Here is a 25598-nt window from a genome sequence, read left to right as displayed (position 1 = left end):
ATGGGTCAAGGGTTGGCGCCTGACAAGTCGTTTCTGTCGTAAGCCGGCGCATCATTCGGCGCCGGCTTCTGCTTGGTGGATCAGACCAGCAGGCCCATCGGGTTCTCGATCAGGCGCTTGAAGGCGACCAGCAATTCGGCACCCAGCGCGCCATCGACGGCGCGATGATCGGTCGACAGCGTCACCGACATCACGGTGGCTATTTTGATCTCGCCGTTCTTGACCACCGCCCGCTCCTCGCCGGCGCCGACCGCCAGGATGGTCGCATGCGGCGGGTTGATGACGGCGGCAAAGTCCTTGATGCCGAACATGCCGAGATTGGACACCGCCGTGGTGCCGCCCTGGTACTCTTCCGGCTTCAGCTTGCGGCTGCGCGCACGGCTGGCCAGGTCCTTCATCTCGTTGGAAATGGTGGACAGCGTCTTTTCGTCGGCCTTGCGGATAATCGGTGTGATCAGGCCGCCCGGGATCGACACGGCAACGCCGACATCGGCATGCTTGTGCTTGACCATGGCGCTTTCGGTCCATGAGGCATTGGCATCCGGCACCGCCTTCAGCGCCATCGCCATAGCCTTGATGACCATGTCGTTGACCGACAGCTTGTAGGCCGGAGCATCGCCCTTATCGGTCTTCTTCACCGGTGCGGCCGCATTGATCTGCGTGCGCAGCGCCAGCAGCGCATCGAGTTCGCAGTCGAGCGTCAGGTAGAAATGCGGGATGGTGGTCTTGGCTTCGACCAGGCGGCGCGCGATGGTCTTGCGCATATTGTCATGCGGGACGAGGTCGTAGGAGCCCTGTTCGAACAGACGCAGCACGTCCCCCTCCCCCTTGAGGGGAGGGTGGCCGGCCACGGGCCGGTCGGGTGGGGTCGCTTCGACCGGTGTCGGCGCCAGGGCGGTGCTGAATTGGGCGGCGCCTCCTGAGGCGACCCCCTCCGTCCGCTTCGCGGACACCTCCCCCTCGAGGAGGGAGGAAAGTGCGGCGTCGATATCGGCTTTTACAACACGCCCGTATGGGCCTGTGCCGGATACGGTTGAGAGGTTCAGGCCAGCCTCGCGGGCCAGGCGTCGGGCCAAAGGTGTCGCGCGGGCTTTCCCCTCCCCCTCGAGGGGAGGGTGGCCGGCCGCAGGCCGGTCGGGTGGGGTCGGTTCGACTGGGCTCGACGGTACAGGGGTGCCTCCTGAGACAACCCCCTCTCTCGACTTCGTCGACATCTCCCCCTTGAGGGGGGAATTTGGCGCATAGCTTTCACCGTCGGCATAGATCCATGCAACAGCTGCACCGACCGCAATATCGACACCTTCCTTGCCGGTGACGTCGCGCAACACGCCGCTGGCCGGCGCGTCGATCTCCATCGCCGCCTTGTCGGTTTCGATCTCGAACAGCACATCGCCCTTCTTGACGTGCGCGCCTTCCTCGGCGAACCAACGCGAGATCTGTCCGGTCGCCATGTCCATGTCGACCTTGGGAAGAATGACTTCGGTCGGCATTTCTCAGCGAACCCCTTTCACGAGGTCGCGCGCAGCGGTGATGATGTCGGGAATTTGCGGCACCGTCGCCTTCTCGAGCTCCGGATTATAGGGGATCGGCGTTTCGGCGCCGCCCAGCCGCACGATCGGCGCATCGAGATAATCGAACGCTTCGCTCTCGGCGATCATGGCGCTGACCTCGGCGCCGATGCCCAGCGTCTTGACCGCTTCGTAGACGCATAGCAGCCGCGACGTCTTCTTGACACTGTCGATGACGGTCTGCTTGTCCATCGGCCGGATGGTGCGGAGATCGACGACTTCGACGTCGATGCCTTCGCTCTCCAGCGCGGCAGCCGCGTCGAGCGCCTTCTGCACCATGATCGAGGTGGCGACGATGGTCAGATCCCGGCCCTCGCGGCGGATATCTGCCTTGCCGATCGGCACGGTGTAATAGCCTTCGGGCACCGGTCCCTTCATCTTGTAGAGCAGCTTGTGCTCGAAGATCATGACCGGATCGGGATCGGCGACCGCCGCCAAGAGCATACCCTTGGCATCATGGGGGGTCGCCGGCTGGATGACTTTCAGACCCGGCACATGGCCGAGCCAGGCCTCGAGGCTCTGGCTGTGCTGAGCCGCCGCACCGGTGCCGGAACCGGCGGGAAAGCGCATCACCACGGGAACCGAAACCTCGCCGCCCAGCATGAAGCGCATCTTGGCCGCCTGGTTGACGATCTGCTCCATGGCAAGCGTGGCGAAATCGGAAAACTGGAACTCGAAGATCGGCCGCATGCCGGTGAGGGCAGCCCCCACCGCGACGCCCGCGCCGCCCAGTTCCGAAATCGGCGTGTCGATGACGCGGTCAGCGCCGTAACGTTCGACCAGGTCGCCGGTGACCTGGAAGGCGCCGCCATAGACACCGATATCTTCGCCCATCAGGAAAACGCGTTCGTCCATGTCCATGGCGATCGCCATGGCTTCCTGGATCGCCTGGGCGTAGCTCAGTTCACGCACCATCGCGTCCATCACGCCTGCTCCGTATACACGTAATTTCCGGTCTCGCTGATATCGGGCGATGGGCTCGCCTTGGCGAACTCGATGCCCTCGGCGATCTCTTGCGCCACGGAATCGCGAATGGCCTCGATGCCCTTGTCGTCGATGAAGCCGAATTCCCTGAGCTCGCTTTCGAACAGGGTGATCGGATCGCGGTTCGACATCCAGTCCTCGATCTCTTCCTTGGTGCGATAGCGGTTGCGGTCGCTCTTGGAATGGCCGCGATGGCGGTAGGTCTTGGACTCGATCAGCGTCGGCCCCTCGCCGGCGCGGGCTCGGGCGATAGCCTGATGAGACGCCTCGGCGACCTCGGAGAAGATGTTGCCGTTGACGATGACGCCCGGCATCGAATAGGCGGCGGCGCGCTCGGCGATGTTCTTGACCGCGGTCGAGCGGGCTGTCGATGTGGACATGCCGTAGCCATTGTTCTCGCAGACGAAAATGACGGGCAGCTTCCAGACCGCCGCCATGTTGAGCGCCTCGTGGAAAGCGCCTTCATTGTTGGCGCCATCGCCGAAGAACGAGACCACGACCTTGCCGGTCTTCATCATCTTGGAGGACAATGCCGCCCCGACGGCGATCGGGATGCCGCCGCCGACGATGCCATTGGCGCCGAGATTGCCCTTGCCGACATCGGCGATGTGCATCGAGCCGCCACGGCCCTTGCAATAGCCTGTGGTCTTGCCGAAGAACTCGGCGAACATGCGCTTGACCTCGGCACCCTTGGCAATGCAGTGGCCATGACCGCGATGCGTCGAGGTGATCTGGTCATCCTCGGCAAGCGGCATGCAGATGCCCATGGCGCTGGCTTCCTGGCCGATCGACAAATGCATGGTGCCGTGGATGAGACCGCGCGTGTAGCACTCCTCCGCGCCCTCTTCGAAGCGGCGGATCAGGTACATCTTGTGGAGCACCTCCCTGAGCTGCTCGGCGCTGTAGTGGCGGTAGACGAAGGGCAGATTGGCGCGACTGTCAGTGACGGCTTTGCTGGCTGTGGCCATGATCACGCTCCCACGGACCCATAGACGAGCTTGTCCTGGCGGGCGCGCAGTTCGGCGATCTTGGAGCCCGCCGCGGGCGCTGCATTCGCGTAGGTTATGAGCTCGCCCTTCTTGATCGGCGCGGTGACCGAGCCGCCCTGCAGCAGGCCGCAGGGAATGGCCTTGGCGGCGCGCGCCTCAGGCGTCGTCATGATCCAGGCACGATAGCAATATTCGCCGATCGCATCGAGCTTCTCGCCGGGCTTCATGTCCTTCTTGGCCACGGCGGCGACTTCGGCCACCGGTTTGGCCAGCGGCACCATGTCGGCCTTGCCGTAGAGCACGACGCGCGCGCAGGTCAGCGGCACTTCGAGCGAGGTCAGGTGATAGGGACGATGGAAAGTGAAATACGGGCCTTTGCCCATCTTCAAATCTTCCATACGCTCGGAGATGCGCGGATGCGACATATCGGCAACGACGAAGACGCCGGGCGCGACACCCTTGCCGATCGAATAGTCGACGACGCCGACCCTCGACAGCACGCCGCCATCCTTCTGCGGCACCAGCACCTTGGACAGTTCGCCAAGCGTCGCCGCCGGGCCATGCATGCCGGCCTTGTCTGGAACCAGGCCGGTGGCATTGGCGATCGCCGCCATCTCGACCATGGTCTTGGAGCCGTCGACGAATTCGACCAGCATCCGCACATTCATGTGCCGGCGCTTGGCTTCCTCCTCATAGTCTGGGGGAATAGCGTCGATGTTGAGCGGGTTGTTCTTGCCCTTGCCGGCGGCAACGATCGGATGCCCCATGGCCGAAACGAACTCGATCAGCTCCATGCAGGAGGACGGCTCATCGCCGGCGCCCAGCGAATAGGTGACGCCGAGCCGGTCGGCCTCGCTCTTCAGATAGGCGCCGATGGTGACGTCGGCCTCGACATTCATCATCACCAGATGCTTGCCATGTTCCATGGCGCGCAGCCCGATCTCGGCGCCGACGGCGGGAACCCCGGTGGCGTCGATGACGACGTCGATCAGATCATTGTTGATGACAAGGCTGGCATCGTTGGTGACCGCCACCTTGCCGGCTTCCATCGCCGCCGTCATCGCCGACGCGTTCGACACCTCGCGCGCATGCCCGGTTTCCTGGAAAGCGATATCGACGGCCTTGCTGGCGGCAGGCAGGTTCAGTTCGGAAATGGCGCCGATCTCGATGCCTGACATATGAGCGACACGAGTGACGATGTCGGTTCCCATCTCGCCCGAGCCGATCAGGCCGATGCGGATAGGCTTGCCCGACTTGGCGCGTTCCTCGAGATCGCGGGCAAGGCCCGTCAACGAAACATTGGAAGCCATACCGCTCGTTCCTCCCATAATGCAGGCTTGTTCGATTGCCTGACGGGTATTGAACATCTGTATTTCTGTCAAGACTAATGTCCAGATTCTCGTGCTTAAAACCACTTCCCCGCAACCCGAACCATGGGCGAAACGAAGCCGGGAACCGCGCGGCGCGCAAAGACAGGTTCGCTCGCAGGCGCGGAGCCAGCGCGGAACGCTTTTTTGCGATTACGGCCGGTCGTGAAATAAAAATACCGAAATATTCGATTGTAAAATTTATCTTTCACAGCGTGTTCTCGCGTGCTAGCGTCGCGTCATGAACTGGAAATGAAGTGCGCTTCCTGGGGTGGCCTTTTCCGGTCTGTTCCAAATAGGTCTGCCAAGGGACGTTGCGGCCGATGAAGATGAAAACGCCTGGCGAGAAGACTGTTTCCGGTGAGACCGAGGTGGCCAGCGCGCTGGAAGCCAGGTTGCGCGAGGGTTGGCTGGATTTCGCCCGGACCGAGCAGGCAATCGCGCGATACCTGCTCGCCAACATCCATGACATTCCCTTTGAAACTGGCGCCACCATTGCCGCCGGCGCCGGTGTAAGCGAGGCAAGCGTCACCCGCTTCGTACGGCGTCTCGGCTACACCGATCTCAAGGAAATGAAGCGTGGCCTGCGCTCCGCACCGAAAGCCGCTGGCCCGGGCCTGGACAGTGCCGAGTTGCGTTTCCGCATCGGCGGCGAAAAGCAGGAACGATTGGCTCGCAGCCTGGAGATGGAGCAGCAGGCCTTGACCGCGGCTTATGGCCTTGCCCAGGGCGAGATATGGTCCGAAATCGTTCATCTGCTGAGCACCTGCGATCGCGTGAACTGCGTCAGCTTCCAAGCCGTGAAGGGACTGGGGCTCGATTTCGCGACGCGTCTGCGCTGGGTGAGGAGCGATGTCCGCTTTGCCGAAGGTTTGGGCGGCACGTTCTCAGAAATCCTCACCGATAGCGGCGAAAATTCTTGCGTGCTGCTGATCGACACGGCGGAATACGCAGCGATGAGCTTTCGGCTGTGCGCCCAGATCAAGCGCCGAAAGATTCCTCTGATCATCGTTACCGACAAATACAGTCATTGGGCATCTGAATACACAAAACTGGCGCTCGAAGTATCGACGCGCGTCGACCTGTACTGGGATTCGACGGCCGCCATAAGTTCGGTTCTGAACCTCCTCACGCATTCCGTTGCCGAGAAACTCGGCAAATCGGCCGAGACGCGGATGAACGAGCTGGAGGATATCGCCGGGATCCTGCGAACCTTCCACAAACCGCCACGGCGCGTCGCACGGCACATCAAAGAGGAAGAAGGCGAAGAATGACGATGCATCACCCGTTGCTGGACCTGTGGACGATGAGGGCAGGCGCATGAAGTTGACGGAATACGCCGCCTATGACGGCGTCGGTCTGGCCGAGCTCCTACGCAATCGGGAAGTTACGCCGCGCGAACTGGGAAACTGCATCCTTTCAGGAATCGCCGCGGTCAATCCGCAGCTCAATGCCGTGATCGAAACCTATGCCGATGCGATCGAGGGGCTGGGCGATGTTCCCGGACCCGCACCTTTCCACGGCATGCCGACATTGACCAAGGATTTCCCTATCGAAGCCGGCCGGCCGGGAGAGTTCGGCAGCGTTCTCGCCAAGGGTTTCATTTGCGGCGACGATCACGCCTTCTGGGTGAAAATGCGATCCGGCGGCCTTGCCAATATCGGGCGTACCACCACGTCGGAATTCGGCATAGCGGCGGCAACCGAATCCTCTCTCTATGGTGCGACACGCAATCCCTGGGATACCAGCAGGGGTGTTTCGGGATCGAGCGGCGGCGCAGCCGCGGCCGTTGCCGCCGGCATCGTCCCCTTCGCGCAAGGCGCCGACGGTGGCGGCTCCATTCGCACCCCCGCCGCCTTTTGCGGGGTCGTCGGCCTGAAGCCGTCCCGTGGCCGGATCAGCGGCGCGCCGGAATCGAATGCGCCAATGCTGGGTCTCGCCATTTCATTCATGCTGACACGCTCGATCCGCGACACGGCGGCTTTGCTTGATCTGGGTTCTGGTGCGCTTCCCGGCGACAGCTATGAGATCGTCCCTCCGACCACCAGCTATGCCCAGGCGATCAAGACGCCACCCAAGGCTTTGCGCATTGCCCTGTGCACAACGTCCTGGTCCGGCTATCCGTTCGACCCCGAGGTGAAGGCGGCAGTCCTCGAAGTGGGCAAGAGGCTGGAGCAACTGGGCCACAAGGTCGTCGAAGCCGGGCCCGTGTTCGATTATGAGCGCTATCTGGCGGCACAGAAAGTGATCTGGGCAGCTTCTACGGCGCAGTCGCTCGACGAGTTGGCGGGCCTGCTGCGGCGGCCGATCGATGAAGCCAGCCTGCAGCAGACGACACTTGCCGTCTACCGCCATGGCCGAACGCTCGATGCGGCAAGCCTGATCGCGGCTCTCGCGGTGTATGACCGGATCACGCGGACGGTTGGCGAATTCCTGGCCGTCCATGACGTGCTGGTGACGCCGACTTGCGCGATCTCGCCGGAGTTGCTCGGCACGCACAACCCGGATCGTCCTGGCCGCGACATCGACACGGTGTTCGCCGATCTGGCGCCGAAGGAGACGTTCAGCGCGCTCTTCAACGGCACCGGATCGCCGGCGATATCCCTGCCGCTCGGCTGGACGCAAAACGGCCTGCCGATCGGAGTGCAGTTTGTCGCCGCGTTCGGACGCGACGATCTGCTGCTGCGGTTGGGTGCGGTGCTTGAAGCCGACTACGCCTGGCACCAGCGCAAACCACCTACCCACATCACCAAGACTGCTTGAACCAACAACGACTGCTTGAACCAACAAGCATGGAACCGCCCCGGGAACATCATCAACGAAAATGGGAGATTGTCATGGACCGCAGAGTATTCCTCAAAAGTGCGGCGTTTGCCGGCTTCAGCATCGCGACGTTGCCGGCCACATTGCTTCGAGCCAATGCTGACGGCAGCAAGATACTGCGTATGGCCTATGGAGCCGAGGTTCTCACCCTGGACCCGATCAAAACCACTTACGGAGCCGATATCCTCATCCAGGGCATGATGTATGCACGCCTGCTGCATGCCAATGCCGATCGCACTGAAGTCGGCCCGGGCCTTGCCGAGAGCTGGGACATCGCGGATGACGGCAAGACCTATACCTTCCACCTGCGCGAGGCCAAATTTTCCGATGGGTCGCCGATCACGGCCGAGGACGTGGCGTTCAGCTGGAACCGCATGCGCTTCCAGAAGGATTCCGCCTATGCGGCGCCGTTCCAGCCCCTGACCAAGATCGAGGCAAAGGACGCCAGGACAGTGGTGATGACGCTCGATCGCAAATTCACGCCCTTCCTGACGCTGACCGAAATCTGGAATACCGGCATTGTGCCGAAGGCAGCGGTCGAGAAAATGGGCGACGACGCTTTCGCCAAGGCGCCGGTCACATCAGGGCCGTTCAAATTCGTCGAATTGAAGCCGGGAGACCGCGTGGTCCTTGGCCGCAACGAGCACTATTACCGCCAAGGCGAGCCCAAGATTGACGGCGTCGAATTCCGCTATGTCCCGGATGACAACACCAGGGTCTCGATGTTGCAGGCGGGCGAACTCGACGTCTGCCTCGCCGTTCCAGCGCCGCGCATGGCCGAGTTGAAGGCCGCCGGCTTCCGCGCCGACCCTGAACCTTCGAGCACCACTTATGACATGCTGATCAACCATTCGGCAGAACCCTTCAACGACCTCAAATTCCGCCAGGCCGTCAGCTACGGCATCGACCGCACCGCCATCAATGCCGCGGTGACGCTGGGTCTCGGCACGCCGGCCAGTTCCATCATGAGCCCGACACTCGATTTCTTCGACAAATCGCTGCCAGTCATTGCCCGAGACGTCGAAAAGGCCAAGGCCCTGTTGGCTGAATCCGGCAAGACCGGAGCCAGTTTCGAACTCGTTCAGAATGCCGGAAGTGCCGACGAGGAAAAGGCGGCGGTGCTGATCCAGGCGCAGTTGGCGGAAGTCGGCATCACCGTCAACATTGCCAAGATCGATTCAACCCAGGCATGGACCCGCCTCGCCGATGGCGAGTACCAGGCGGAAATGAACTGGTGGTACAACGAGACGCGAGATCCCGACAACGCATTGCGCTGGTGCGTCTGGGGCGCGGGCGACAACAAGTCCTACTACACCCGCTACAACAACGAAACGATCAACAAGCTGATCGATGAAGCCTCGGGTGAGGCGGACAATGCCAAACGGGCCGAGCTCTATGCCCAGATCCAGAAGACCGTGGTGGACGAGGTGGCGCAGGTGGCGCTCTATCACCCGACGTGGCTCAACGCCTATGCTCCGAGCGTGAGAGGGTTGGTCCTGAACGTCGGCCTGCAATTCTCGTCCATCGGCGGGACCAGCCTGGATTGATCGGCACAGGATGCGAGACGGGGACGAGACCTTCGTCCCCGTCTCGCATCGATTTGACACCAGGATCCCGACCATGAATCGATTCTCCTTCGTGCTCAGGCGGCCGATACAGTTGATCCCCGTGCTGCTGGGTATCAGTGTGATCACCTTCCTGCTGCTGCAAATGACACCCGGCGATCCGGTTCGCCTCATGCTTGGCCCCAAGGCCAGTCAGGAGGCGATCGAATTCGTGCGGGCGCGATACGGTCTCGATCAGCCCATCCCCGTGCAGTATTTCTATTACGTGCTGAATTGCCTGCGCGGCGATTTCGGTCAGTCGATCGCCTTCCGGGGTCCCGTCAGCGGCGTCATCGCGGCACGGATCGCGCCAACGGTTTTCTTGATCCTCTATGGCCTCGTGATCTCGCTGCTGTTGACATTCGCGCTCGCGGTCACCGCAGCCCGGCAGCGCGGACGGTGGATCGATCACCTCATCCGTCTCGTCTGCGTCGCGGGCGTCGGCGTGCCGTCCTACTTTGTCGGCCTGCTGCTGATCATGGGCTTCTGCCTGCGGCTGAAGATCTTCCCCGTATCCGGTTACGGGCCGACCTTTTTCAACAATCTGTGGCATCTGTTCCTGCCGGCCCTGACGATCGGCATCGGGGTGACGCCGATCCTCGCGCGCAATCTGCGCGCGACCTTCATTCAGCAGATGGACAAGGATTACGCGATCGCCTGCCGCTCCAGGGGCCTGCCGGAAAGCTACATCTTTTCCCGGCATGTGTTCTGGAATTCCCTGTTGCCGACAGTCAATCTGCTGGGCGTCGTGGTCGCCTTCCTGATCGGCGGAACGGTCGTTGTCGAAAATGTCTTCAACATTCCAGGGCTCGGCAACCTGCTCATCCGCGGCGTTCTCACGCACGACCAGTTCGTCGTCCAGGCAGTGGCCCTGCTGCTTGCCGTAGGTGTCGTCATTTCGAATTTTGCCGTCGATGTCTTGACCGCCATTCTCGACCCAAGGGTGGAATTATGAGCGATGTGATGCAGGGCAGCGGCTCCTTGGCCATGGCGCGTATCCGGACGATGCCGGCAACCTTGATCATTGGCGGCGCCATCACCTTGGCCTGGATCGTCGTGGCCATTTTGGCGCCAGTGCTGACCAGTTTCGACCCGATCAAGGTCGATGTGATGCAGGCGTTGAAACCACCTGGCGCCGAGCATTGGTTTGGCACCGACGCCATCGGCCGCGATGTCCTGGCGCGAACACTGTTTGCCGCACGCTACGATCTCGCCATGGCCTTCTTCGGCGTCGTCGGTCCGATCATCCTGGGGACGATCATCGGCCTTATCGCCGGCTATCTGGGTGGCCGGATCGATGCGGCGCTGATGCGCATCCTCGAGGTCACCGTATCATTTCCCTATTTCGTCCTCGTGATCGCCATCGTGGCCGTGCTGGGGCCCGGCCTCAAGAGCTACTTCATCTCGCTCACCTTGGTGAACTGGGTCAGCTATGCGCGACTTGTGCGGAGCCAGGCGCTGGTGCTGCGCGGCGTCGATTTCGTGCTGGCGGCACGTGGCATGGGTTTTGGGCATTTGCGCATCATGCTGTTCCACATCCTGCCGAATGCCATCGTCCCATCGATCGTCTTCGTCATGACCGATGCCGTGCTGGCCATCGTGCTCGGATCATCATTGGGTTTTCTCGGCCTCGGCGTACAACCGCCAACGCCCGAATGGGGCGCCATGATCGCGGACGGGCAGACCTACCTGACGACCGCATGGTGGATTGCGATCTTCCCAGGCATCGCCATCTGCCTTCTGGCACTGGGCCTCTCGTTGACCGCTGATGGTCTCGCCCGCCTCCTGAACACGGAATCCTGAGATGAGCGACCTCGTCAGCGTCGAGAACCTCACCATCGACTTCGCCACCAATTTTGGCGACGTCCACGCCCTGCGCGGCGTCAGCTTTTCATTGAAGGCGGGAGAGGTCCTTGGGATCGTCGGTGAATCCGGATCGGGCAAGACGGTGGCCTGCAGAGCCATCCTCAAGCTGATTGCCGGCAACGCACTGGTGAAGTCGGGCCGGATCATGTTCGAGGGCAGCGATGTCCTCGCCATGAAGGATGCCGAACTGGGCCAGCTGCGTGGCGGGCAAGCGGCGATGATCTTCCAGAACCCGTCGACGCATCTTGATCCGATCATGACGGTCGGGCGTCAGGTGGGCGAAGCGATGGTGGTCCATCAGGGCATATCCTGGCGGCAGGCCAATGCGCGGGCGGTCGGACTGCTCGAAGACATGCACATCAAGGACGCGCCAAGGCGCGCGGGCGCCTATCCTCACGAGCTATCCGGTGGCATGCGTCAGCGGGTGATGATTGCGGCGGCCCTTGCCTGCGAACCGAAACTGCTGATTGCCGACGAACCCACGACGGCACTTGATGTGACGGTGCAAGCTCAGATACTCGACCTGCTCCGCGGCATCCGGCGTGAACGCAAGCTGTCGGTCATTCTGGTCTCTCACGACCTTGGCGTGATCGCGGAAATGTGCGACCGCGTCGTCGTCATGAAGGACGGCGCGGTGCTGGAAATCGGCTCGGTCGATCAGATCCTGCGTGACCCCGCCCATGAATACACGAAGCGCCTGATCGCTTCCCAACCCTCGCTGATGAAGCCGACCACGCATGCATGCCCCGTGGCGACGGAACCGCATCTCCTGGTGAAGAACCTGTGCGTGAACTTCTACCCAGGGCAGAGCCTTGCAGCCTGGGCGACACGCAAGCCGCCGCAGATCGTGCGCGCGGTCGACAATGTTTCGCTGGCATTGCGGCGCGGTGGGGCACTGGGGATCGTCGGCGAGTCCGGTTCCGGCAAGAGCACCATAGCCCGGGCCATTGCAGGCCTGGTGCAGCCGGAACAAGGAGAGATCGAGGTGGACGGCCAATCGCTCGATCGCGCGCTAAGGCAGCGCCGACCGGAGCAGGTTCGCAAACTGCAGATGGTGTTCCAGGACCCGTTCATGTCCCTCAACCCGGCGTTTACGGTTGCGCGAACTCTGGCCGAACCGCTGCGGCAACAGAACATCTGCCCGGAAAGAGACATCCCGGAGCGGATCCGCGAGCTGATGGAAAAAGTGGAATTGCCACGCCAGTTGCTGGACCGACGCACCACGCAGCTTTCCGGCGGCCAGCGGCAGCGCGTCGGCATCGCCAGAGCCCTGGCGCTGGAACCTGAGATATTGATCGCCGATGAAGTCACCTCCGCTCTGGACGTCACCATCCAGGCCCAGGTGCTCGGCCTCTTTGCGCGGCTGCGCCGCGAATTGTCGCTGACGCTGATCCTGATTTCCCATGATCTGGGCGTGGTGCGTTATCTCTGCGAGCACGTTGCGGTCATGCAGCACGGCAAGCTGGTTGAGTATGGCAATACGGAAGATGTCCTGGATCGTCCGCAGCAGGCCTATACTCAAGAGTTGATCGCCGCTATCCCGAAACTCTCGCGTCGAACGAGCAGCGGAATCCAACCAGGAGACACCCCGCTACTGGCCGCCGGAAGCAAATGCTGAGCCTTCGGGGCCGGGCTACTGTGCCGTCCAGCCGCCCTCCATCGGTAAGGTCGTGCCGGTGATCTGCCTGGCCGCGTCCGAACACAGGAACAGCGTCAACGCAGCAAGCTCATCGACGGTGACGAATTCCTTGGTCGGCTGGGCTGCGAGCAGCACATCGTGCTTGACCTGTTCCTCGGTCATGCCGCGCGCCTTCATGGTGTCGGGAATCTGCCTTTCGACCAGCGGGGTCCAGACATAGGGTGGGCGACGCCTATTTGGCGATCTCGAGCAGGGACGATACCAGAAGCTCTCGCTCGTCTTTCGACAGGACATCCGAATCGAAGAGGTTCATGCTGCGCAATCCCTCGATGGCGAGATAGCAGATCAACAGCGATTTGAGATCCGGCGTCTCGCCTTTCAGTCGCTCGAAAAGCTGCCGCTTGAAGGTCTTTATCGGCATCATGAAATCGGGATCCTCGGCGATGGCCGAGAAAATCCAGGACGCCGACGGCTGCTTTTCCTCGCAATCATTGGCTGACAGCCTGATGTAGACAGCCAGGGGATTTTCGTCCTTGTCATTTGTTCGGGCGGCTTCCAGCGCATGCTCGAACTCACGCAGATAGCCTTCGACCAAACCTTGCATCAATTTGGCCTTGGTCGGGAAATTGTAGAGGAGCCCTCCCTTCGACACGCCGGCACGGCTGGCGACGGCATCCAGCGACAGGCTGCCTGGTCCGGATTCCCGGGCAACATCAGCCGCCGCGGCGAGAATCTTCTCGCGCGAATTCGGTCTTTGGGCTCTCATGGCACCTCCCATCGCAAGCTTAGGCCCAATTGACAAGACCGTCCAGACGGTACAGTAAGACCGCCATTATTTGAAATCGGGACCCGCAGTCGATATGTGTCCCGATATCCGCGCTTTGCGCCGGATTTCGACTGAGGGGACTTCCTTGTTCAAGCGCATACTCCGTATCTTTATCATCGTTCTGGTTCTGGCCGTGCTCGTCGTCGTGGTCGGCGGCATCGTCGGCTTCAACTTCCTGCGCGACAACGGCATCAAGCAGTATTTCGCATCGATGAAGCCGCCGGCGGCAACCGTGTCGACCACCATCGCCAAGCCTTCGGCCTGGACGCCAGGCGTCGAGGCTATCGGTACGGTCAAGGCTGTGCGCGGTGTCGACCTGGCGGTCGAGACCACCGGTATCGTCAAGGACATCCTTTTCCATGCCAACCAGAAGGTGGCCGACAATGCGGTTCTGCTGCAACTTGATGACGCTGTCGAGCGCGCCGATCTCGACGCCCAGAAGGCGCAGGCCGCGCTCGATCAGGCATCGCTGGCCCGCGCCATCGAACTGACCAGGCGTGGCGTCGGCTCCGACTCGACGCTGGACACGGCGCGTGCGGCGGCCTCGGCCTCGGCGTCTCAGGTCACCAAGCTGCAGGCCGTGCTCGAGCAGAAGCAGTTGACGGCGCCTTTCGGCGGCACGGTGGGCATTCCGAAGATCGATATCGGCCAGTATCTGGCGCCCGGCACCGCCGTGGTGACGCTGCAGGATCTCGACACGATGCGGGTCGATTTCTCGGTTCCCGAACAGCAACTCGCCTTGCTGAAGATCGGCCAGACGATTCGATTGGGCTTCGGCGGTGAGGACAGGCCGTTTGCCGGCACCATTCGCGGCATCGACCCGAAGATCGACTCCTCCAGCCGGCTGGTGAATATCAGGGCGGAAGTCGCCAATCCCGACGGCAAGCTGACCCCCGGCCAGTTTGTACAGGTGCGTGTCGAACTGCCCGAAGAGCAGAACGTGCTGACGCTGCCGCAGACGGCGCTGACGACAAGCCTCTATGGCGACTACATCTTCGTGGTGCAGCCGGCCAAGCCAGCCGAGGCGGCGCCAACTGCCAAGCCGGAGGAAAAACCCGCCGCACCGGCAGCCGACAAATCGGCGGAAGCCAAGCCGGCTGACACCAAGCCGGCAGATGCCATGAAGCCGGCGGCTGATGCGGCCAAGCCTGCCGCCGATGCGGCAAAGCCCACTGACAAGGCTGCCGATCCGGCCAAGCCGGCGGCGGAAGGTGACAAGCCCGCGCTCGTGCTGTCGCAGGTGTTCGTCAAGCCCGGCCGCCGCAATCAAGGCATGGTCGAGATCGTCGAGGGGCTGAAGGCTGGGGACGAAGTCGTCACCGCCGGTCAGAACCGCCTCTTCAACGGCATGTCCGTCGTTGTGGACAACACCATCGACCCGACCAAATCGGCAAACAAGCAGGCCGACCAGCAATGAGCATTTCCGATCTCTTCATTCGCCGGCCTGTTCTTTCGACGGTCCTTGGCTGCATGATCCTGCTTCTGGGTTTCCAGGGCATCTTCAACCTGTCGATCCGGCAGTATCCGAAGGTCGACGAAACGGCGATCACCATCACCACGGCTTATCCGGGCGCCAGCGCCGATCTGATCCAGGGCTTCATTTCCGCCCCGATCGCGCGCGCCGTCGCCTCGACCGAAAACATCGACTACGTCACCTCGTCCAGCCGCCCGTCCTCCAGCACCGTGACGGTGCAGATGAAGCTCGGCTCGAACCCCGACGTCGCGCTGACTGAAGTTCTGTCCAAGGTCCAGGGCGTGCGCGGCACCTTGCCGGACGCATCGAAGGACCCTGTCATCGTCAAGGGCACCGGCCAGCAGTTCGCGATGATGTACATCTCGATGCAGAATCCGAACATGACGAAGGAGCAGCTGACGGAGTATATCGAGCGCGTCATCAGACCGCGCATGTCGACGGTCGAAGGCGTCGCCGACGTGCAGATCTTCGGCGCCCAGGAATACTCGATGCGCGTCTGGATCGATCCGGTCAAGCTTGCCGCGCGCGGCGTGACGGCCTCCGAACTGCTGACGGCGATCAACAATTCCAACTTCCTGTCGGCGCCCGGCAACACCCAGAACGAGTATGTCGTTTCCTCGATCACCGTGCGCTCGACATTGCAGACGCCGGAGGCCTTCGCCGAGCTGCCGCTGCGCTCGACTGACGGCAATGTGGTGCGGTTGCGCGACGTGGCCCGCGTCGAACTCGCCGCCGAGAACACCGACACCAGGGTCTCGTTCAACGGAAAGCCCGGCACCTTCCTCGCCATCTTCCCGACGCCGGCGGCCAATCCGCTGACCACGGCGGCTGCGCTCACCAAGCTGGTGCCACAGATTCAGGAGACACTGCCGAAGGGCATGACGATCGAGGTCGTCTACGATGCGACCGGGCAGATCAGCGCTTCGATCGAAGAGGTGTTCAAGACCATCGCCGAGGCGGTTGCCATCGTCATCGTCGTCATTCTTCTGTTCCTTGGCTCCTTCCGGTCGGTGATGATGCCGATCATCACCATCCCGTTGTCGCTGATCGGCGTCTGCTTCCTTTTGTTTGCGGTCGGCTACTCGATCAACCTGCTGTCGTTGCTGGCCATGGTTCTGGCGATCGGCCTGGTCGTCGACGACGCCATCGTGGTGGTGGAGAACATCCATCGCCATATGGAAGAAGACCACATGTCGCCGATGCAGGCCGCGTTCAGCGGTATGCGCGAAATATCGTCGGCCATCGTTGCCATGACCATGACGCTGGCCGCCGTGTTCGCGCCGCTGGCCTTCACCGGCGGCCTAACCGGCGCGTTGTTCCGTGAATTCGCGGTCACGCTCGCCGGCTCGGTGGTGCTGTCGGGTGTCATTGCCATCACCATCACCCCGATGATGTCGGCACGCCTCTTGAAGTCCGGCACGCCGGGCCGTTTCCAGCGCATTGTCGACGGCACCTTCGCGCGCGTCGAGCATGTCTATGAACGGGCCGTCACCGGATCACTGAACTATCGCCCATTGACGCTGATCATCGTGCTTGCGCTTGTCGGCGTCACCGGCTTCATGTTCACCAAGACCTCGAGCGAACTGGCGCCGGAAGAAGACCAGGGCTTTCTGCTCTCGATTGTGACGGGGCCGCGTTATGCGACCTCCGATTACACCGAGACATACGTCAACCAGATCCTCGGCCTGGTGAAGGATATTCCCGAAACACGGGCGCAGTTCTCGGCCGTCGCCTTCGGCGGCACGACAAACAGCGCCTTCGTCGGCTATGCCTTCAAGGACTGGGCGGAACGCAAGCGCAATTCGAAGGAACTGCAGGCCGACATTACGGCCCGTATCGCCAAAGTGGCCGGTGTCGAGGCCTTCGTCTTTGCACCGCCGACGTTGCCGGGCTCCGGCGGCGGCCTGCCCATTTCCATGGTGGTGCGATCGACGGGCGCTTCCTCGGAGGTGTACGAGGTGGCCGAGCAGATCAAGAACAAGGCGCAGGCCTCCGGCCGCTTCATCGTCGTGCAGAATTCGATGGCCTATGACGCGCCGGAGGTGACGGTGACCATCGACCGCGACCGCGCCGCGGCGCTGAACCTGCCGATCGCCGATATCGGCCGCACGCTGACCTTGCTGGTCGGCGGCGCCGAAGTGGCGCAGTTCGACCGCGACTCCAACAGCTACGACATCATCCCGCAGGTGCCGCAAGAGTTTCGCGACAACCCCGACAAGCTCGGCGAATACTTCGTGCGCAGCGTGACGGGCGAGATGGTGCCGCTATCGGCGGTGGTCAAGATTTCGACCAATGCGGCGCCGGCGGCAATCGAGCAGTTCAACCAGCTGAATTCGTCGACGATTTCGGCGCTCCCGCTGCCCGGCGTCACGACCGGCGACGGGCTGAAGGCGCTGGAGGACATTGCCAAGGAGAGCCTGCCCGACACCTTCTTCCTCGACTATTCCGGTCAATCGCGGCAGGAAAAGGAACAGGGCAACACCATCCTGATCGCTTTCGCGGCCGCCGTGGTCGTCATCTATCTGGTGCTGGCGGCGCAGTTTGAAAGCTTCCGCGACCCGCTGATCATCATGATGGCGGTGCCGCTGTCGATCTTCGGCGCGATCGTGCCGCTCAATCTGGGCCTCGGCACGCTCAACATCTACACGCAGGTCGGCCTGATCACACTGATCGGTCTGATAACCAAGCACGGCATCCTGCTGGTCGAGTTCGCCAACCAGCAGCGTGAAAAACATGGCATGCGGCGGCGCGACGCCATCATCGCCTCGGCCAAGGTGCGCCTGCGGCCGATCCTGATGACGACAGCGGCGATGGCGCTCGGCGTGGTGCCGCTGATCACGTCCAGCGGCGCTGGTGCCGCGGCCCGCTATTCGATGGGCCTGGTCATCTTCACCGGCATCCTGGTCGGAACCCTGTTCACGCTCTTCGTCGTGCCCATGTTCTACACCTTCATCGCCAGCAAGGATCTGCCTCATTTGGCGGAGAAGCCGGACCCCAAGCTGATGCCGGCACTGCCGAGCTAGGGCGGTCGAGGGAGTCCCGCCCGGAAATGTGCAGGACAAATCGATGGAGGCAAAAGAAAGAGGCCGGGAATTTCCCGGCCTCTTTCTTTTTGGCTGGACTCGATACCCCGGTTCGAGCTTTGCTCGATACCGCCGGTTTGCGCTGTACTCGATACCACAGCGTTTTCCGGCGGGAGCCTTGAACAAGGCGCGACAGCATGCTGACACGCCACCGTTTCCAGCCTGCTACTTGACGATGACGATGCTGGTGTTGGTCGCCCCGAAGGTTTCGACGAGCTGGTAGAAATCGGCGGCGTTGTCGGGGTGCAGCCGCACGCAGCCATGCGACGCCGGCTGGCCGAGGCGCTTGATCGCATAGGTCGCGTGCACCGCATAGCCGCCGCTGAAGAAGACCGAGTGCGGCATCGGGGCGTTGTCGTATTTCTTCGAGTACCACATTTCATGCATGCGGGTCGGCTTGAACGAGCCGGTCGGCGTCACATGGGCCCGGTCGCCGGTGGAGACTTTCCAGGCGAAGGTCGGCCGGCCGTCGACGGAGACTTCCATGATCTGCTGCGAAAGCGAAACGCGCGCCACGATCTTGTTGGCGGCGTGCGCCGCACCCGAGCCAGCGCCGAGCAGCAGTGCTGCACCAGTCAAGGCAGCGGCGGTGATGTTGATGAGCTTGGCGGAAATGGCGGTATGCATGATGAAGTCCCCTCTCTCTCTGCCGGTTAGGCCGGCTCCAATTCGATGGCCGCTTATCCCAACCTCATGTTTCGAGGAGATTTCGCAAAATGCTCACTTCTGTTTCGAATCTGTTTCCACTGGTTAACAAACGCCTCCTTCTAAGCCTGGCTAGAACAGGCTCGGCAGGCCCGCCCAGCCAAGACCAAGAGTCGGGAACATGAGTATCCGCCCCCAAACGAAAGTGCGAATCGGCGTCATGTGAAAGAACAGCCGTCGGCATCGAAACCAACTTGCAACAAAGCGCGGCTCCTAGCGGCATGATCCGGATACGGGCCGCGAGCAAAGTTGACGCAACGAAAACAGCCGGTAACGAACATGGGAACGAAATCGAACGCGCTGTCCTGGCTTCTCAGGATCAGCATCGCGGCAGCGGTCATCGGCGGCGTCGGCACGGTTGCCGGCACCCCGCTGACAAGCCTCGGCGCGATGACATCAGGCGAGATTTCGACGCTGCATGCCGCACTGTTTTTCGCCACGGTCTGGATTGTTTCCAGCCTGCGCATCGCCCGGCTCAAGGCCCTCTGGCGGGTCGGCCTTAGGCTGACGGGTTTGCGCGGCGCCTCCGGCAACTTGCTGCCGAGAGGACCGAAGGCCCGCGCCGCGACGGGGGGCTCCGTGGGCGGCGCGGGCACTTCGGGGGTATCCTGAAGCGACCCGCAACAGGTTCATTTCTAGGGAATTGGCATTTTTGGGGAACTGCGACGATGAAAACGAAATTCGCTGCTTCGGTGCTGTCCGCACTGCTTTACGCCCAAGGCCTGCTCGGCTTTGCCGGTCTTGCCACCATGCTTCTCAGGGACCGCGCCCATGCAAGCGAACTCACCATGGGCAGTGACATGCCGGTGGGGCCATCGCTTCTGCTGGTACGCTGAGTATCAGGAGCATCGGGCCCAGAGATGGAAAATCCGATGCCCGAAAAAAGGGATTGCGCCAGTACCCGGCAGTCAGTCGGCGAATTGCCGCGGCGGATCGAACCGATAGCCGGCTCCACGTATTGTGGTGATGGTGTCGGTGTCGAGCTTGCGGCGCAGCCGCACGATGCGCGAATCGATCGAACGATCGAAGGCGTCGGCGTTTTCGGCCGGTGCCGCGGCGATGATGTCGTCACGCGTCAGCACCTTGCGCGGACTGGCCAGGAACAACCTGAGCAGCGCCACCTGGCCGGGCGAAAGCTGTTCCTCGGAGCCGGAGCGATGCATGACCATGGCCGATCTCAGATCGACGGTCGCGTTCTCCAGCACGATCAGTTCCTGGGTGCCCCTGCCGCGACGCGAAAGCAGGCCGCCGACACGGGCGGCCAGTTCACGGACATTGAGCGGGCTCTCGACGACGTCGGCCGCACCAAGCTCCAGCGCCAGCACCTTGTCGACAAGATCGGCCGGCCGGCAGATGAGGATAAAATCCGGTCCGCCCTCGCCGCCTCCTCCTTGGCCGCCATAACGTCTGAGCAGGTCCCGCCCCTCCGCCTGGCTGAGGCTGTCGCCGACGACGACGACGTCGATGCCCTTTCCCGACAGCAGCGATTCGGCCTCCCAGGGCTGACGTGCCTGATGCACATCGTGGCCGCGCCGCTCGAGATGGTCGGCGAGTTCGGTCGCCACCACTTCGGCTACCGAAACGAGCGCAATAACGGATCGTGCGGCCATCTTTTCCAACCGTTCCCTGGCAACCCGGATATGAGTGCTGGACATGATGTTTATACCCAATCTACTTTCCACTGAAAGTGGGAGCGAAAGCATCGTGCGGGCAAGAATTGTCATCGTCGAGGACGAGCCCGACCTCAGGGACGCGGTCGCCGAATATCTTGGCGCATCCGGCTATGACGTGGCCACCGCTGAAAGTGCTGCCGCGGCGCGCAGCCTCGTTGAAACGCAATCGTTTCATCTCGCCATTCTCGACATCGCCATGCCCGGCGAGGACGGCCTCTCGCTCGGCCGCTGGCTGCGTTCGAAACTGCCGATCGGCATCATTTATGCCACCGCGGCCGGCACTGCGCTCGACCGCATCGTCGGGCTGGAACTCGGTGCCGACGACTACATCGTCAAGCCATACGAATTGCGCGAAGTGCTGGCCAGGGTGCGCAGCGTGTTGCGCCGGGTTCCCCAGCCGAAGGAGCTCCAGGACAACAAGGCCGGGACGGATCGCCGTTCCGTTACCTTCGGCCCCTTCCAGGCCGATCTCGACGGCAGGCTGGTCACCGGCGCCAATGGCGCGGTGATCGACATGGCCAAGAGCGAGTTCGACGTGCTGGAGATTTTCCTCACCCGCGCCAATCGGCTGCTGACCCGCGCCGCTATCTCCGAGGCGATCGGTTTCACCGAAGATCCGGAATCGTCACGCGCGGTCGACATTCGCATCATGCGGCTACGCAAGAAGATCGAGGCCGATCCCGCCAATCCGAAATTCCTGCGCACGGTGCGCGGCGAGGGCTATATCTTCTCGCTGCCGGCCGGCGACGGCAACTGAGCACCGGGCCAGAAGGATTCGGTTGCTCGCCAGCCGAAATTGGCACGACTCCGAATTGGCGCGACTCCGGAATGACGGCACAAGATGATCGCTGAAGCAGCAAGCACCGATATGCAAGGGTTCAGGCAGGGCGCGGCGATGGCGGCCGTGCGCGTCGTTCGCCGGCTTCGCGAGGCTGGCGACTGGCAGCGCGAGATGGACGGCATACTGGAAACGCTCTGCCGGGCCATGGATTGCCAGCGCGGCATCCTGTTTCGCTTGCGCGAACTGCCCGGCCAGGGCTTCGCCCAATCCGTCGCCGCCTATTGGATCGACCCTCTTTTCGGCGGCGAACTGGCGTCGCCGACCGTCATCATGCAATCGATCGTCAATTCCGACCCCCTGCTGGAGCGGCTTGCCGAGGACGAACGGCAAGGCAAGATCTTCGCCGGGCACACGCGCGACCTCGAAGGCTTCCTGAGGACCGATTTCGAGAAGCAGAACATCAAATCGTTCCTCTCGGTCTCGGTCTTCGCGCATGGCCATCTCTGGGGCACGCTGGCGGTCAATGACTGCGTCAACGAGCGTGCATGGACGGACGAGGAAGAGGCGACGCTGCACATCATCGCGCTGGCCATCGGCGACGCCATCGAGCGCTCGCCCTCGGACGCCCACGCCAGCGAGGTCATTCGCCGCACCATGCTGCAGGCCTCGCTCGACGCCATCGTCGTCATCGACGAGACCGGCTCGATCATCGAATTCAATCCGGCTGCCGAGAAGATGTTCGGCTTCCAGCGCAGCGACATCCTCGGAAAGGACCTGCTCGATACGATCGTGCCGATCTACTACCGCAAGGGCTATGCTTCGGGGGCCGAATACATGTCCGGCCGCGGTGCGCCGATGGTCGGCCAACGGCTCGAGACGGTGACCCAGAACGCCGCCGGCGAAGTGTTCCCGATCGAGCTGACGGCGACCGAGATGCGGGTTGCCGACCGCCGCCTGATCTTCGGCTCCATCCGCGACCTGCGCGACAAATTGCGCGCCGAGGAGGAGATCGGCCGGCAGCGCGAGAAGCTGCACCAGAACGAGAAGATGGCGGCGATGGGTTCGTTGCTGGCCGGCGTCTCGCACGAGCTCAACAACCCGCTGGCCGTGGTGGTGGCGCAATCGACGCTGCTGCACGAATTCGCTTCCGACCCGCAGACCAAGGTGCGCGCCGAGAAAGTCCGTGCGGCCGCCGAGCGCTGCGGCCGCATCGTCAAGAGCTTCCTGTCGATGGTCCGCCTCCATCCCGCGGCACAAGCCGAAACCGACCTCAACCAGGTGATCCGGTCGGCACTCGAAGTGACCGCCTATGGCGCGCGCTCAAGCGGCATCACCATCGACACCGATTTCGCCGCCGGCCCGCTGCTGGCCATGGCCGACGCCGACCATGTGACGCAGGTGGCGGCCAATTTCCTCATCAACAGCCAGCACGCCTTGGCCGGCATTGCCGGCGACCGGCTGATCAAGGTGCGGACGTTCCGCAGCGACCGCGGTCATCCCTGCTTCTCGGTCGAGGACAATGGGCCCGGCGTGCCGGAAACGATCCGCGGCCGCATCTTCGAATCCTATTTCACCACCAAGCCGGTCGGCGTCGGCACCGGCATCGGCCTGTCGATCTCGAAATCGATCATCGAGCGGCACAATGGCAATGTCTGGTTCGAGGAAGTGCTCCCGAGAGGCGCGCGCTTCGTCGTCCAGCTGCCGGCCATCGTGGCCGGCCTCGCCACCGCCGGCGACAACCAGCCGCGATCGAGCGGCCTGCGGCATGCCTTGATCATCGACGACGAGCCGGATGTCGCCGGCTCGCTCTCCGACATTCTCGAACTGATGGGCATCAAGTCACGGATCGTTCCTGTCTGGGAATCGGCCGCCGCCACTTTGAGCGGCCACATGCCGCCGGACATCGTCTTTTCGGACCTGCGCATGCCCGGCGTTAGCGGCATATCGATCTATCGCGAGTTGCTCGCCGAAAAGCCTGATCTGGCACGGCGTTTCGTGCTGGTCACAGGCGACCTGATCGGTGCGAAAGCCGAAATCGAGGCGCTGCCGGCACAGCAGCGGCCGCAGATCCTGGAAAAGCCGTTCAGCACGCTGGATGTGCGCAGTGTGCTGTCCGCCATTGCCGAACAGGCGGTCTTGAAAGGATAAGGAAGAGGCCCCCGGGGCCGAAGAAGAGCGCACTGGAGGGAGCGCTCGGGGAGTCCGGAGCATGATCCCAAAGCGGGAACGGTTTCGGATCATGCTTCGACAAAATCAGAAAATATTCGGCGTGTCGGCCAAGGGCGCGGCATAGGCGATCATGCGGATGGCGCGGTTCTTGTGTGTTCCGGACTGTTCGGCGATGGCGCGCAGGCAATCGATACTCTCGGCACCCCAGGCCTGGCCCTTGCAGGCGAAGTCGGTCACCGGCACCGGCAGACGCGCGGTCCTGGTCGTCGTCTGCGCGCCGTCGATGAGATTGGACGGCGGATTCAACGAAGCGAAGGCCGGCCCGATTGTCGGCGTGAACGCCATGCCGACGAAGGCGCAAGCAGCCAGCACCATGAACATCGCCATGGGGTGGTCGCTGGCCCGCTGGCGCAGCGCCAGTTTCGGACGGCGGTCATTGCGTTCTGGAGCCTGAAGGCGGCTCTCGCCGCGGATCGTCTGGATTTTCGCATGCATTGCCTTCCCCTTCGCTGAGTTTCTTTTGGCGGTGAAATGAACTTATCCGCACTTTGTAACGACGATGGGGTGGCGAAGGACTGGCACTGTAACGAGTTCGAAACAGCATTCGGGCGAAGTCGGGCAAAATCGGGCATAGCTTCGACGGCGCTCGGGCTCGAGGCGCAACCTGACCGATCTTGCCAAACAGTTTTTCGAAAAGACCAGGCTCAGGCCGGAGCTTGAAGCTCGGCAATGATCTTGTGCGCGGCGATACGCCCGGCAATGATAGCGCCCTCGACATACCCCGGAAACGACGGCGAGAGTTCTGAACAGGCGAGATACACCGGGGGTGCGCCGGCAAGGATCGTTCGCTCAGCATCTCTTGCTGTCACGTCGACAACAAGATCGCTGTACGCGCCGCCGCTCCAGCGATCTCCTACCCAGTCACGCAAACTGAAATCGATGACGTCGCCGGCACTCGGGCCAAGGGCTGCCTCCAACCGGCCGGTCACCTCCGCACGCAGTTCCGGCTCGCCGAGGTCGCGCCAGCGCAGCGCGAGCGGCCCGCCGACGAACACGACGAGCGCGGCATGCTCGACATCCTTGCCGGCGTCGCAGGCAAACAGTCCCGGCGGATCGAGCCACATCACCATGCCGTTCAAATCCCGCCCGCGCCAAAACGGTTTGGCATAGCGCACCAGGATCTTGATAGCCGCGCCGCTTTTCCAGGCGCCGAGCGCCCGCCCCAGTCCAGCCGGCAAGGCAGGGACAAAGGCGAGCTCCGTCACCGTCGCCGGGGGGACGGCAACCAGAACCGCGCGCGCCGCGATGGCACTCCCGGCCGAAACGACAAGAACACCTTGCGAACTGTGCTCGATGCGCGTGACGGGCTCGCTGAGCCGCAACCGATCGCCAAGGTCGCGGGCCAGATCGTCGGCCAGCGAATGCATGGTTTCGCGCACGAAATATTGCAGCTCCGGCACCTCGTTGGTGACGCGTCGGTCATTGTCGATCAGATACCAGAGAGGAATCTGATCCAGCGCCATGCACCAGAGACCTTCGATCATCGAACGGAAGACGGCCCTGGCATCGGCCGAATCGCGCTGGCGGGCAAGCCAGTCGGCAACGGTCAGCCCGGCAATCGAGACATCGTCCGGATCGATCCCGTTCATGCGCTCGCGGATTGCCATTGCCGCGTCATAGATCCGCTCTGCTCGTTGTACGGACATCGTCGGCTGGGTGATGAAATCGCCATCGACGTAGGTTTCAACCAGCGTCTTGCCGCGCGCCTCGATCAGCGCCATCAATTCCGGCATGTCCTCGCACAGGAACTGGCCGCCACTATCGATCCGTTCGCCAAGTCCGTTCAGTCGGGACTCGACGCGTCCGCCCACGCGGTCGCGTGCTTCGAGCAGGATGAAATCGATGTCGGCCTTCTGCATCTCGAGCGCCGCCGACAGGCCCGTGAAACCCGCACCGACGATGACGACATCGGTTCGCTCGAATTCCCCGCCCTCATCCGTGAAGGTCTTCAGCATCCACCCAATCGCATCCGGCTTCCACAGACGAA

Annotated in this window: 21 protein-coding genes and 1 pseudogene; 12 read left to right on the top strand and 10 right to left on the bottom strand. The window is 62.5% G+C overall.

Annotation, left to right across the window (positions count from 1 at the left end; genetic code table 11):
• Positions 1-80: 80 nt before the first annotated feature.
• The 4 genes from NKJ00_RS07290 to NKJ00_RS07275 are packed head-to-tail and all read right to left on the bottom strand — an operon-like array spanning position 81 to position 4851.
• Entirely contained in the window at positions 81-1490 is a 1410-nt protein-coding gene (locus NKJ00_RS07290; protein WP_352629293.1) for a pyruvate dehydrogenase complex dihydrolipoamide acetyltransferase, read from the bottom strand.
• A gap of 3 nt (positions 1491-1493) precedes the next feature.
• Positions 1494-2492: an alpha-ketoacid dehydrogenase subunit beta gene (locus NKJ00_RS07285; RefSeq protein ID WP_352582015.1), complete on the bottom strand. Its 999-nt coding sequence runs from the start codon at positions 2490-2492 to the stop codon at positions 1494-1496.
• On the bottom strand, positions 2492-3520 hold the full coding sequence (locus NKJ00_RS07280; RefSeq protein WP_352629291.1) for a thiamine pyrophosphate-dependent dehydrogenase E1 component subunit alpha: 1029 nt from the start codon (positions 3518-3520) through the stop codon (positions 2492-2494). The genes NKJ00_RS07285 and NKJ00_RS07280 overlap by 1 nt, the downstream gene beginning before the upstream one ends.
• A gap of 2 nt (positions 3521-3522) precedes the next feature.
• Positions 3523-4851 carry an NAD(P)H-dependent oxidoreductase gene (locus NKJ00_RS07275; RefSeq protein ID WP_127267166.1) on the bottom strand — a complete coding sequence of 443 codons (1329 nt, stop codon included), beginning with the start codon at positions 4849-4851 and terminating at the stop codon, positions 3523-3525.
• 380 nt (positions 4852-5231) lie between these two features.
• Here NKJ00_RS07275 and NKJ00_RS07270 point away from each other — a divergent pair, with 380 nt between their 5' ends.
• The 6 genes from NKJ00_RS07270 to NKJ00_RS07245 all read left to right on the top strand — a co-directional run bounded on the left by NKJ00_RS07270 (position 5232) and on the right by NKJ00_RS07245 (position 12819).
• Positions 5232-6182: a MurR/RpiR family transcriptional regulator gene (locus tag NKJ00_RS07270; RefSeq protein WP_352629289.1), complete on the top strand. Its 951-nt coding sequence runs from the start codon at positions 5232-5234 to the stop codon at positions 6180-6182.
• Between the two features lie 46 nt (positions 6183-6228).
• Positions 6229-7671: an amidase gene (locus NKJ00_RS07265; protein ID WP_352629287.1), complete on the top strand. Its 1443-nt coding sequence runs from the start codon at positions 6229-6231 to the stop codon at positions 7669-7671.
• A 74-nt stretch (positions 7672-7745) separates the two neighbouring features.
• On the top strand, positions 7746-9278 hold the full coding sequence (locus NKJ00_RS07260; protein WP_352629285.1) for an ABC transporter substrate-binding protein: 1533 nt from the start codon (positions 7746-7748) through the stop codon (positions 9276-9278).
• A 73-nt stretch (positions 9279-9351) separates the two neighbouring features.
• Complete coding sequence (locus NKJ00_RS07255; RefSeq protein ID WP_127267170.1) at positions 9352-10290, top strand: ABC transporter permease; 939 nt, start codon at positions 9352-9354, stop codon at positions 10288-10290.
• A complete protein-coding gene (locus NKJ00_RS07250) occupies positions 10287-11138 on the top strand; it encodes an ABC transporter permease (protein WP_236383514.1) in 852 nt (283 codons plus the stop codon). Before NKJ00_RS07255 ends, NKJ00_RS07250 begins: the two co-directional genes overlap by 4 nt.
• 1 nt (position 11139) lies before the next feature.
• Positions 11140-12819: a dipeptide ABC transporter ATP-binding protein gene (locus NKJ00_RS07245; RefSeq protein WP_256745239.1), complete on the top strand. Its 1680-nt coding sequence runs from the start codon at positions 11140-11142 to the stop codon at positions 12817-12819.
• A 15-nt stretch (positions 12820-12834) separates the two neighbouring features.
• Here NKJ00_RS07245 and NKJ00_RS07240 read toward each other — a convergent pair.
• A pseudogene (locus tag NKJ00_RS07240) lies at positions 12835-13077 on the bottom strand (SDR family oxidoreductase); the annotation flags it as partial.
• Positions 13073-13606 (bottom strand): TetR/AcrR family transcriptional regulator, encoded by a 534-nt coding sequence (locus NKJ00_RS07235; RefSeq protein ID WP_023811021.1) that lies wholly within the window; start codon positions 13604-13606, stop codon positions 13073-13075. The gene NKJ00_RS07235 and the pseudogene NKJ00_RS07240, both read right to left, overlap by 5 nt.
• A gap of 145 nt (positions 13607-13751) precedes the next feature.
• Between NKJ00_RS07235 and NKJ00_RS07230 the strand changes: the two genes are divergently transcribed.
• Together NKJ00_RS07230 and NKJ00_RS07225 are read left to right on the top strand one after the other, a co-directional pair.
• On the top strand, positions 13752-15083 hold the full coding sequence (locus NKJ00_RS07230) for an efflux RND transporter periplasmic adaptor subunit (RefSeq protein WP_352629283.1): 1332 nt from the start codon (positions 13752-13754) through the stop codon (positions 15081-15083).
• A complete protein-coding gene (locus NKJ00_RS07225) occupies positions 15080-18163 on the top strand; it encodes an efflux RND transporter permease subunit (protein ID WP_023811019.1) in 3084 nt (1027 codons plus the stop codon). The genes NKJ00_RS07230 and NKJ00_RS07225 overlap by 4 nt, the downstream gene beginning before the upstream one ends.
• A gap of 225 nt (positions 18164-18388) precedes the next feature.
• Here the strand turns inward: NKJ00_RS07225 and NKJ00_RS07220 are convergent, their stop codons facing one another.
• Positions 18389-18850, bottom strand: coding sequence for a L,D-transpeptidase (locus NKJ00_RS07220; RefSeq protein ID WP_023811018.1), 462 nt, complete (start codon positions 18848-18850; stop codon positions 18389-18391).
• 357 nt (positions 18851-19207) lie between these two features.
• Between NKJ00_RS07220 and NKJ00_RS07215 the strand changes: the two genes are divergently transcribed.
• The gene (locus NKJ00_RS07215) at positions 19208-19540 is read left to right on the top strand and encodes a hypothetical protein (protein WP_023811017.1); all 333 of its coding nucleotides are present in this window, start codon (positions 19208-19210) and stop codon (positions 19538-19540) included.
• Between the two features lie 56 nt (positions 19541-19596).
• Positions 19597-19764 (top strand): hypothetical protein, encoded by a 168-nt coding sequence (locus tag NKJ00_RS07210; protein ID WP_023811016.1) that lies wholly within the window; start codon positions 19597-19599, stop codon positions 19762-19764.
• A gap of 72 nt (positions 19765-19836) precedes the next feature.
• Here the strand turns inward: NKJ00_RS07210 and NKJ00_RS07205 are convergent, their stop codons facing one another.
• Entirely contained in the window at positions 19837-20538 is a 702-nt protein-coding gene (locus NKJ00_RS07205; protein ID WP_127271440.1) for a response regulator transcription factor, read from the bottom strand.
• Positions 20539-20584: 46 nt separating this feature from the next.
• Here NKJ00_RS07205 and NKJ00_RS07200 point away from each other — a divergent pair, with 46 nt between their 5' ends.
• Together NKJ00_RS07200 and NKJ00_RS07195 are read left to right on the top strand one after the other, a co-directional pair.
• Positions 20585-21358: a response regulator gene (locus tag NKJ00_RS07200; protein ID WP_352611813.1), complete on the top strand. Its 774-nt coding sequence runs from the start codon at positions 20585-20587 to the stop codon at positions 21356-21358.
• An 84-nt stretch (positions 21359-21442) separates the two neighbouring features.
• Entirely contained in the window at positions 21443-23530 is a 2088-nt protein-coding gene (locus NKJ00_RS07195; protein ID WP_352611800.1) for an ATP-binding protein, read from the top strand.
• 105 nt (positions 23531-23635) lie between these two features.
• Here the strand turns inward: NKJ00_RS07195 and NKJ00_RS07190 are convergent, their stop codons facing one another.
• Together NKJ00_RS07190 and NKJ00_RS07185 are read right to left on the bottom strand one after the other, a co-directional pair.
• A complete protein-coding gene (locus NKJ00_RS07190) occupies positions 23636-24046 on the bottom strand; it encodes a hypothetical protein (protein WP_023811012.1) in 411 nt (136 codons plus the stop codon).
• 209 nt (positions 24047-24255) lie between these two features.
• Positions 24256-25566: a flavin monoamine oxidase family protein gene (locus NKJ00_RS07185; protein ID WP_352629281.1), complete on the bottom strand. Its 1311-nt coding sequence runs from the start codon at positions 25564-25566 to the stop codon at positions 24256-24258.
• Positions 25567-25598 lie beyond the last annotated feature (32 nt).

Origin of the sequence: Mesorhizobium sp. M0227, from assembly GCF_040321855.1 — a bacterium.
Taxonomy (GTDB): domain Bacteria; phylum Pseudomonadota; class Alphaproteobacteria; order Rhizobiales; family Rhizobiaceae; genus Mesorhizobium.
This window is presented reverse-complemented; position numbering and strand designations above follow the sequence as displayed.

Coding starts and splice junctions, on each gene's coding strand:
- NKJ00_RS07270 (WP_352629289.1), top strand. CDS start 5,232: ATGAAGATGAAAACGCCTGGCGAGAAGACTGTTTCCGGTGAGACCGAG.
- NKJ00_RS07265 (WP_352629287.1), top strand. CDS start 6,229: ATGAAGTTGACGGAATACGCCGCCTATGACGGCGTCGGTCTGGCCGAG.
- NKJ00_RS07200 (WP_352611813.1), top strand. CDS start 20,585: ATGTTTATACCCAATCTACTTTCCACTGAAAGTGGGAGCGAAAGCATC.
- NKJ00_RS07205 (WP_127271440.1), bottom strand. CDS start 20,538: ATGGCCGCACGATCCGTTATTGCGCTCGTTTCGGTAGCCGAAGTGGTG.
- NKJ00_RS07210 (WP_023811016.1), top strand. CDS start 19,597: ATGAAAACGAAATTCGCTGCTTCGGTGCTGTCCGCACTGCTTTACGCC.
- NKJ00_RS07275 (WP_127267166.1), bottom strand. CDS start 4,851: ATGGCTTCCAATGTTTCGTTGACGGGCCTTGCCCGCGATCTCGAGGAA.
- NKJ00_RS07220 (WP_023811018.1), bottom strand. CDS start 18,850: ATGCATACCGCCATTTCCGCCAAGCTCATCAACATCACCGCCGCTGCC.
- NKJ00_RS07195 (WP_352611800.1), top strand. CDS start 21,443: ATGATCGCTGAAGCAGCAAGCACCGATATGCAAGGGTTCAGGCAGGGC.
- NKJ00_RS07255 (WP_127267170.1), top strand. CDS start 9,352: ATGAATCGATTCTCCTTCGTGCTCAGGCGGCCGATACAGTTGATCCCC.
- NKJ00_RS07280 (WP_352629291.1), bottom strand. CDS start 3,520: ATGGCCACAGCCAGCAAAGCCGTCACTGACAGTCGCGCCAATCTGCCC.
- NKJ00_RS07245 (WP_256745239.1), top strand. CDS start 11,140: ATGAGCGACCTCGTCAGCGTCGAGAACCTCACCATCGACTTCGCCACC.
- NKJ00_RS07190 (WP_023811012.1), bottom strand. CDS start 24,046: ATGCATGCGAAAATCCAGACGATCCGCGGCGAGAGCCGCCTTCAGGCT.
- NKJ00_RS07215 (WP_023811017.1), top strand. CDS start 19,208: ATGGGAACGAAATCGAACGCGCTGTCCTGGCTTCTCAGGATCAGCATC.
- NKJ00_RS07185 (WP_352629281.1), bottom strand. CDS start 25,566: ATGCTGAAGACCTTCACGGATGAGGGCGGGGAATTCGAGCGAACCGAT.
- NKJ00_RS07285 (WP_352582015.1), bottom strand. CDS start 2,492: ATGGACGCGATGGTGCGTGAACTGAGCTACGCCCAGGCGATCCAGGAA.
- NKJ00_RS07225 (WP_023811019.1), top strand. CDS start 15,080: ATGAGCATTTCCGATCTCTTCATTCGCCGGCCTGTTCTTTCGACGGTC.
- NKJ00_RS07260 (WP_352629285.1), top strand. CDS start 7,746: ATGGACCGCAGAGTATTCCTCAAAAGTGCGGCGTTTGCCGGCTTCAGC.
- NKJ00_RS07235 (WP_023811021.1), bottom strand. CDS start 13,606: ATGAGAGCCCAAAGACCGAATTCGCGCGAGAAGATTCTCGCCGCGGCG.
- NKJ00_RS07250 (WP_236383514.1), top strand. CDS start 10,287: ATGAGCGATGTGATGCAGGGCAGCGGCTCCTTGGCCATGGCGCGTATC.
- NKJ00_RS07290 (WP_352629293.1), bottom strand. CDS start 1,490: ATGCCGACCGAAGTCATTCTTCCCAAGGTCGACATGGACATGGCGACC.